At 65.8% G+C, this 7,448-nt stretch carries 5 protein-coding genes; 1 reads left to right on the forward strand and 4 read right to left on the reverse strand.

From position 1 onward, the window contains the following. The first annotated feature begins 220 nt into the window (after positions 1-220). On the forward strand, positions 221-616 hold the full coding sequence (locus ACIQ7H_RS21200; RefSeq protein ID WP_395795309.1) for a GNAT family N-acetyltransferase: 396 nt from the start codon (positions 221-223) through the stop codon (positions 614-616). Positions 617-626: 10 nt separating this feature from the next. Here ACIQ7H_RS21200 and ACIQ7H_RS21205 read toward each other — a convergent pair whose 3' ends face one another. The 4 genes from ACIQ7H_RS21205 to ACIQ7H_RS21220 all read right to left on the reverse strand — a co-directional run bounded on the left by ACIQ7H_RS21205 (position 627) and on the right by ACIQ7H_RS21220 (position 6,685). Continuing rightward, positions 627-1,739: a tryptophan 7-halogenase gene (locus tag ACIQ7H_RS21205; RefSeq protein WP_395795311.1), complete on the reverse strand. Its 1,113-nt coding sequence runs from the start codon at positions 1,737-1,739 to the stop codon at positions 627-629. 2 nt (positions 1,740-1,741) lie between these two features. Continuing rightward, a complete protein-coding gene (locus ACIQ7H_RS21210; protein WP_395795313.1) occupies positions 1,742-3,793 on the reverse strand; it encodes a LodA/GoxA family CTQ-dependent oxidase in 2,052 nt (683 codons plus the stop codon). A 21-nt stretch (positions 3,794-3,814) separates the two neighbouring features. Continuing rightward, the gene (locus tag ACIQ7H_RS21215; protein WP_395795315.1) at positions 3,815-4,789 is read right to left on the reverse strand and encodes a ferritin-like domain-containing protein; all 975 of its coding nucleotides are present in this window, start codon (positions 4,787-4,789) and stop codon (positions 3,815-3,817) included. Between the two features lie 75 nt (positions 4,790-4,864). Further along, positions 4,865-6,685 (reverse strand): di-heme oxidoredictase family protein, encoded by a 1,821-nt coding sequence (locus ACIQ7H_RS21220; RefSeq protein WP_395795317.1) that lies wholly within the window; start codon positions 6,683-6,685, stop codon positions 4,865-4,867. Positions 6,686-7,448: the final 763 nt, after the last annotated feature.

Here is a 7,448-nt window from a genome sequence, read left to right on the forward strand (position 1 = left end):
GCGGAAGATGTTTCTGGCGGGCGAACCCGCAACGGCTTTGGCATGGGAGTCTCCGAACAAAGCCGCCCTAGAATGAGAGATAACGTGCTGCGTCACTGTCTCGTGGAGTGTAGGCGCGTAGGGCTGGGAGGCCGACGGTAGCGGGTTACCCGCCTACACCCCGACCCGCATGCGCTGGAACGGGTGACCGGCATAGCGTGGAATCGGCGACCGGCATGGCGTGGAAGACGCAGCGGTTGACTCGGGTCGCGAGAGCGCTGACCACCGCAGCGCTGGCCAGGTGCTGGGCCAGATCGGCATCGAGGTGTTCCAGAGCCCGCGTCGCCGCCATGTCGCCAACATCGGCCTCGGCGTGGCGGAGTCTGCGCGCCGGCGCGGCGTCGGTCATACGCTGATGCAGGCGGCGATCGAGCAGTGCTTCGGCTGGCTGGGCGTACAGCGCATCGAGCTTGAGGTCTACACCGACAACCAAGCGGCGCAGGCCTTGTTCACCGCGCACGGATTCATCCGCGAAGGCACTGCGCTGGGCTATGCCCTGCGCGCCGGCGAGCACGCCGATGTGCATCTGATGGCGCGGCTGAAGGACGCATCCGCCGCGAATGTCGGGCGCACCTGAGCAAACGTGCTCAAGCCGCCGCGCTGACCGCCTGTCGGCGCTGCCAGAACCCCGACTGCGGCCAGCGTTGTTCCAGCGCGTACAGGTGTGCGCGCTGCTGAAGATAGTCACTGAACTGGCGTTGCTGATGCAGACGATAGGGCAGGGTGGCGGCGGGCTCGTGATGCGCCTGCGGGTCGGCGCAGATCGCGCGGGCGGCGGCCTCGGCATCGCCGAAGGCCTTGTAGATGCCGCGCGAACTCAAGGGGTCGAAGCAGCAGGCCGCGTCGCCGACGGCGATCCAGCCGGCGCCGGCACAGGGCTCAAGCTGTGAACTCGCGGCCAGCTGCACCGCGAGCTTCTGCGGCCGCCACTGCGAAGCCGCCAGCGCAGGCGCCAGATGCGCAGTGCGGGCAAGCGCCGACAGCCAACCCGGAGACTGATCGAGCTTGAGCGCCTTCAGGGTCGGCGCATCGCTGGCCACCATCGCCAGCACGCGGCGATCCGGCAGGCGCGCGGCGTACCACCAACCGTACTCGCAGGCTTCGAGCAGGGTCAGTTGGGGGAAATCGTCATCGGCGTCCAGCATGAACACGCCGGCCACCGCCAGCAGCTGGTCGTACATGCGTCTGCGCGCGCCGAGGCGTGCCGCTACGCCGGCCTGTACACCGCTCGCATCAATCACCCATTGCGCGCGTTCAAGCCGTTGCTGACCGACCCGCGTCTGCAGTTGCAGCACGAACCCACCGTGTGCATGCCGCTGCACCTGCTGTACGCGCGTCTGCGTATGCACAGCCAGCCCGCGTTCGCGCACCTGCTGCGCCAGAAAGCGCTCGAAACGCAGCCGATCCAGATGCCAACCGGGGCCGTGCGGGCTGGCGATGAAATCGTTATGGCCCAGCGCATCGCTGCCCCAGGCCGAGGCACTGCCCATGCAGGGCGAATGCTGCTCGGCCAGAAACGCCTGCTGGATGCCCAGCCGTTCGAACATCAGGGCGATGTCCGGCGGCAGGCTTTCGCCCATCCGCTGCTGCGAATGGTCACCGGCTTCGAACACGGCGATATCGCGCTGACCCTGCGCGTACAGGGCCAGCGCGACAGCGCAGCCGGCGGGGCCGCCGCCGATGATGCAGATGCGCGCCACGCTCAGTTCGGGCTGGGCTTCAGGCCGTTGATCGGCCAGGGCGCGACGGTGGAGAACTCATTGTCGAACTGGCTTTGCACCTCCAGATACCAGTCGTCCTTGAACTCGCCCTTGATGTCGTCGATCTGGGTCGCCTGCAGCACCGTGCCGACCTTGGGCCAATGATGCACAAAGTCGATGTACTGCTGGAAACGTCCTTGCTGGGCCGGGTCAGGCGATTCGGTGCCGGGCCCGCGCACCGAATAGCGCTGGGTGTCGAGGCTGCCGGTGCGGGCGTCGTCCGCCGTGTACACCGCCACCGGTCGCTGCGCCGGCCACGACCAGTACAGCGTGGTCGCGGCCGGCTGAGTGTTGTCGGCCGGATTCGGTGCGGTCTCGTGGGTACCGCAGGAGTTGTAGTCGGTATGCCAGGGCACCGACATGAATTTCGAAGCATCGCCCGGTTCGACCGCACCATCGACGCTGTGCAAAGGGATCCAGCCGGCGCCCAGCACCGGTCGTCCGGCCTGTACCTTCGCGTAGTCGATGCGCGCCGCGCGCACCCGGAATGGACCGCAGCCAGCCGTACGCCAATCGGCGCGATAGAAGCCCGGCTGACGAACGATGAAGGTCATGTCGATGCCGGGGCTGAAGCGGCCGCCGAGGCAGTTGATCAGCACGTCGCGGTCCAGCCGCTCGCCAGCACCGAGCGGCAGCGGGGTACGGCTGTAGTGGCCGCGCTCCCACTGCGACAGCAGAAAGTACTGGGTCAGGCTGGGCGACAGAAAGGCCTTGCCGTTGTCACCCAGGGACAGCGGCATGAACGGCGCGCCCTGGCTGGACTGCTGCGGCCGGTTCGGATCGCGCACAAAGGCCAGGCCGCTCATGATCGTCTGGCGCGGGTCGTCTTCTGCGCGGATCCGGCCCACCGCATCGTGGGCTTCGATCGCGAAGCGCGGCAGGTTGGTGTTCCAGCGCTGAACAGAGGCTGCGACAAAGAACGGCTGGATCTGATCGGCGAAGGCCGGTTTGAAGTCGGCCTGGAAGCGGCCCTGCGAATACACCTCCGGCTGCAGATCGAGTTCGCGCACCCAGGTGTCGTAGACGTCGTCCCACAGCGAGACCACGTTCTGGGTCTGCGGCGCGAATGCCGGGTCGGTCACGTTGACCCAGGCGCCATGCACGGCGACCCGGCTGCCGTCATTGAACACCAGGGTCGCATCCACCGGGCCGTCCGAGCAGTCGTCGAACCAGCCGTCGTTGTCGACCGCGTTCTGCAGCGGTGCGGGCTCGGTGGTTCCGCTGTCGTTCTCCTGCAGAATGGCCGAGGCACGGCCATAGCCACCGGCCACAATCAGCCGGCCCTGTGGGTCGGTGCTGAGCTCGCCTAGGGTGTCGATCTCGCCCCACGGGTTGTACAGCGGGAAATGGTCCTGCGGGAACGACTTCGGGTAGTGCTCGATCGTACAGATGCCGCCGGCAGCGGCGTCGTAGTAGCTGGCCGGATCAGTTCGGTCAAACGCGCGGCGGGTCTTCTCCGAGGCCAGCAGCGCGCGCGGGCCGGGGTCGATCACCAGGCTGCGCAGGCGTGAAAGCTCGCTGGCGTTGATGCCGCGGTCGAGGTTGCGCAGCGGCGGCAGATTGCCGTGCGCGTAGCCGTGAATCAGCAGGTCGCGATCGCCAATGTCGGGGTTTTCCAGCACGTAGTGGTTGGCCTTCTTGTTGGCCAGATGCACCTGCCAGACGATGTCGACCACGCGTCGGCCATCGACCACGCTGCCGACGCAGATCTCCTCTGCGGCGGGCGCGGGCCAGGTGCCTGCACCTGCGCAGGGATAGGCATAGATCCGAAAGCGCGCGGCCGTGCGCACCAGCCGGCCCTGCGCGTCGCGCAGCTCCGAGCTGCGGATCGGCTCATCGGATGTGGCATTGATCGGAATGCCGCCGGTGTAGCGCTTACCGGCCAGTGGCATCGCTGCTGGGGTCTCGGGTGCAAGGTAGAAGTCGGGGCTGTTGCCCACCCGTGCAAAGCCGATTGCGGGATGCACGCGGAAGCTGTAGTCAGAAGTCGCCATGGTGTTGTTTCACCTCGCAGTTCAGGCAAGACGGGGCAGGGCGCCGTTCTTCCAGCAGTTGAGAAATGCGCCGCCCAGCGAGGCCATGTTGGGCCCGAAGTTTGGCGAGTGATGGCCGTTGAATTCGCTGACCAGATCGGCGCGGAAGCGCTTGAACTGCTCGATCAGGATCTGCTGCGCGCGCGCGCCCTCCGAGCCCGGCGGCGGGTTGGCGACCCCGCTGTAGCACTCGGGGCGCTGGGTCAGGCTCTTGATCAGGTTGAATTTGTCGAAGTGGTCCTGACTGTTGTTGAAGCCATCGGCGGTGTTGCGGTAGTCGGGCGGCACCTCATTGCTGCGGCGGACGCCTTCGCCCTGATCGGTGATGGCATTCACCAGGCGTGTCACCTGGGCGTAGCCCGGGCGGCCATCGAGGGTAATGGTCTGGTCGGGGAAGCCCTGGTAGAAGCGCGAGAAATGGTCGACCTGATTGAGGTTGCCGCGGATCTGATCTGCCAGCTGGCCGGCGCCGAACAGCACCGCCTGGTAGAACTGGCCGATGCTGCTGTACTCGCTGACATTTTCTTTGAGCTGCGGCGGCTCGCCGCTGTCGATTTCGGGGTATTCGATCAGGCACATCGCGTTGATGCGCGGTTCGTCCAAAGGTCCGAGCTCTGCGCTGTAGGGCCGATAGGACAGGCTGGGGTCGAACGGGTCGCGGTTGAGCTCGCCATCGGTGAACTGCAGGTGTGGCACCTGGGTGCCTACGTAGGCCGGTGTTGCAAAGACCTGCACTTCATCGATCTCGGTGTCGAAGGCGTTGGCGACATTGCAGGCCAGCTGCATGTGCAGCATTTCCTGGTGCGCGATCGACTGCAGCAGCTTGAAGGCGTCGCTGGTCGGATCTTTGATCGAGTACATCGCGCACATGTAGAACGGCACCGTCCAGTATTCGAGCTGGATCGCGTACTGCAGGTGCTGGCGTAGATGGGTGATGTCCCAGTGGAGCGCGCTCATGCGTGAGTGTCCTGTGGCGGGGTGGCGAAGGCTGCCGCAGCGCCGACCACACGGCCGGCGCTGTCAGGAGGAGGTTCAGTTGCTGACGTATTCCGGCTGTTCCACGCCTTCAGCGATCGGCAGCCGGAGGCTTTCGAGGAAATCGATCAGCGCCTGCTGGTCGGCCGCAGAGAGTTTCGCGAAGGCGGTCGCCGCCGGCTCCGCTTCGCTGCCTTCGGCGCCGTGCAGGGCGATGGCATCGCGCAGGGTGCGGGCACGGCCGTCGTGCAGATAGGGGTCGGTATCGCGGATGCCCCACAGCACCCGGGTGACGTAATGGCCGGGCTGGGCGGAGTAGCCGGCGCCATCGGTGGCCTGCGCGTAGTCATCGGAGAGCTGCTTGCCCATGAAGTGCAGCTTCAGATCGCTGAACAGCGGCACCTCGACGCTGTTGTTGGGATCGGCCGGCAGCCGCGGCCATGCATACGCCGGCACATCACTCTGGGCCAGCCCGGTCAGGCTCAAGTCGATCTGGTAGTTGACGTCGTCGGTACTGGGCTGCACGGCGCTGTGCAGGTGCGGTTTCAGTGCCGCATAGATCGCATCGGCACCCTCAGCCGCCGCCAGGGCGTCGGCACCTACTTTGGCTGTCGCGGCCTGCAGACGCTGAGTGCTTTCCGCCAGCGCCGGGTGCACCTCGGCCGCGACCGGGTTGATCAGGCTGGACACTTCGTCCGGGCAGGGCGTGCCCTCCGGAATCAGCGGCGGGGTCTGGATGCTCATCACCGCGAGATCGATCTTCAGGCTGGCCCGATGGCAGTCAGTGCAGCCAACGCTGTCCAGCAGCTCGCGGCCGCGCGTCACCGAGCTCGCCTTGGCAGGATCGATCTCCTGCACCGGCGGGCGGAACATGGTCACGTAGGACGCCAGCGCGGTGACGTTGCCGACCGTCACCTCATCGATCAGACCATCGAGATCGCAGTCCAGATGGCCGACCTTCTCCACCGCCTGCACGCTGAAATGGAAGTCCAGCGCGTCGCGCGCGAAGTGGCGCACGGTCGAGGAAATGCCGCCCCACTGGAACGGCCGTACGATCAGGTCGCCCTGCACGCCAACGACCTTGCTCAAGTCGTCCTTGCAGCTGTCCGGATCCGCACTGCTGCAGGTGCTGCTGAAGCTGCCGTAGTCGACGCCCTTGCTGGCCAATGCAATCGACTGCGGCGTGCCCGGCGTGCGGCTGGCGGCGATGCGTGCGGACTGCGCCTGCGCCTGCAGCTCGGTGGTCATCTCGCTGGCCAGACGCTGGGTGTAGCCGGTGCCGAACACATGCGGCGGGTTGCGCACGAACTTGGTCAGCACCGAGTTCGGCTGGCCCAGATACTCCGGGAACTGATCATTGATGAAAGCAGAACTCGCCGCGCCGGCCGGGCCGCCCTGGGCGCCCGGGCGGCGCACATTGGCAACGGTCTTCGCGCCGGGCGGCACGTCCTTGCCGATCGTGTTGTGGCATTCGAAGCAGCTCTGTGAGTCGATGCCGTTGACGCGCAGGAACGGCCAAGCATCTTGGTCTTCGGTGCTGCCGCGCGGGTTCCAGGTTTTGCGCTGCAGCGAGCGCGGGCCGTTGCGGCCTTCGCCATGGCCGTGCTCAGCCTCGAACGGCGTGTTGAACAGATTCTGCCCGGCTTCCAGCACAACCCCCAGCGGGTACTTGCTCTGCAGCAGCTGCGCCTGGTCAATGTCCGGCTCGCGCTGCGGTGTCGGCGTGCCTGCCGGCGGCTGCGCCACATACAGGCTCGGGTTGATCAGCCGAATGCCATTCGGGCCGACCGCCGGCACCCCTTCAGGTTCTGCTTGGCTGGGGACAGCGGCGCTCAGCAGCAGTGCAGACAGCCAGATGCAGCGTTTGGACGTTCTCATATCGGTTCCCCCTGTTGTGTTGGGCAACAGCCGTCCAGCACAGGCGCATCGGCGCGCTGTCTGTTGGCTGGGAAATCAAGAAGGCTGAGCAGCTGCGGCGCGCCGTCGCGCCATTTTGTGTGACGCAATCGACTGTTTGCGCGGCAACGATGCACCCCGACGCCCCCGGCATGCAAGGGCAGTTCAGGGAAGGAACAAGTCAATCACTGGCATTCTGGCGCACTTGTCGCCTCAGGCCTGTCGTCCGGATGCGCAACGTATAGAGCCGGAAAGCCAAATAAAATCATATCTTTGCGACGGGCTTTGGCAAGCGGCAGCGAAGCCTTTCAAGAGCGTGGTATCGCGCCGGGCATCCTGTCGGTTCTTGCAGGGGCTCAAGCCACTCCGCTGCCGAACGGGCTCGTACGCTGCGTGAAGCGCGCGCAAGAACTCACGGTTCAATGGAGACGGAGCTGTGCGGTTTGATGGGGGCGCCGACGCTCTCGTGGAAGACTCCACGCTCGCGCACCGCTGGTCTTCGGGTGCAAGTCCGCGCCCAGCGGGAATCGAGCGGGATCTGACATCTAGTGATTTGAGACAAGGCGGCTCAAGAACTGACGAGACAAGTCGATCGCCTATCGCGAAACTCGGCCCACGCCCTGCGGAACGCGTCAACCCCTTTGAGACAGCCTGTTCACCAGATAGCTGTCATTCGTTCTCCTGAGTGGCGGATTCGCTCATGCTTGCGATCTCGTTGCTTCCGAGTTCACTGGGCAGGGTCACG

This window comes from Aquimonas sp. (assembly GCF_044377145.1).
Taxonomy (GTDB): Bacteria; Pseudomonadota; Gammaproteobacteria; order Xanthomonadales; family Xanthomonadaceae; genus Aquimonas.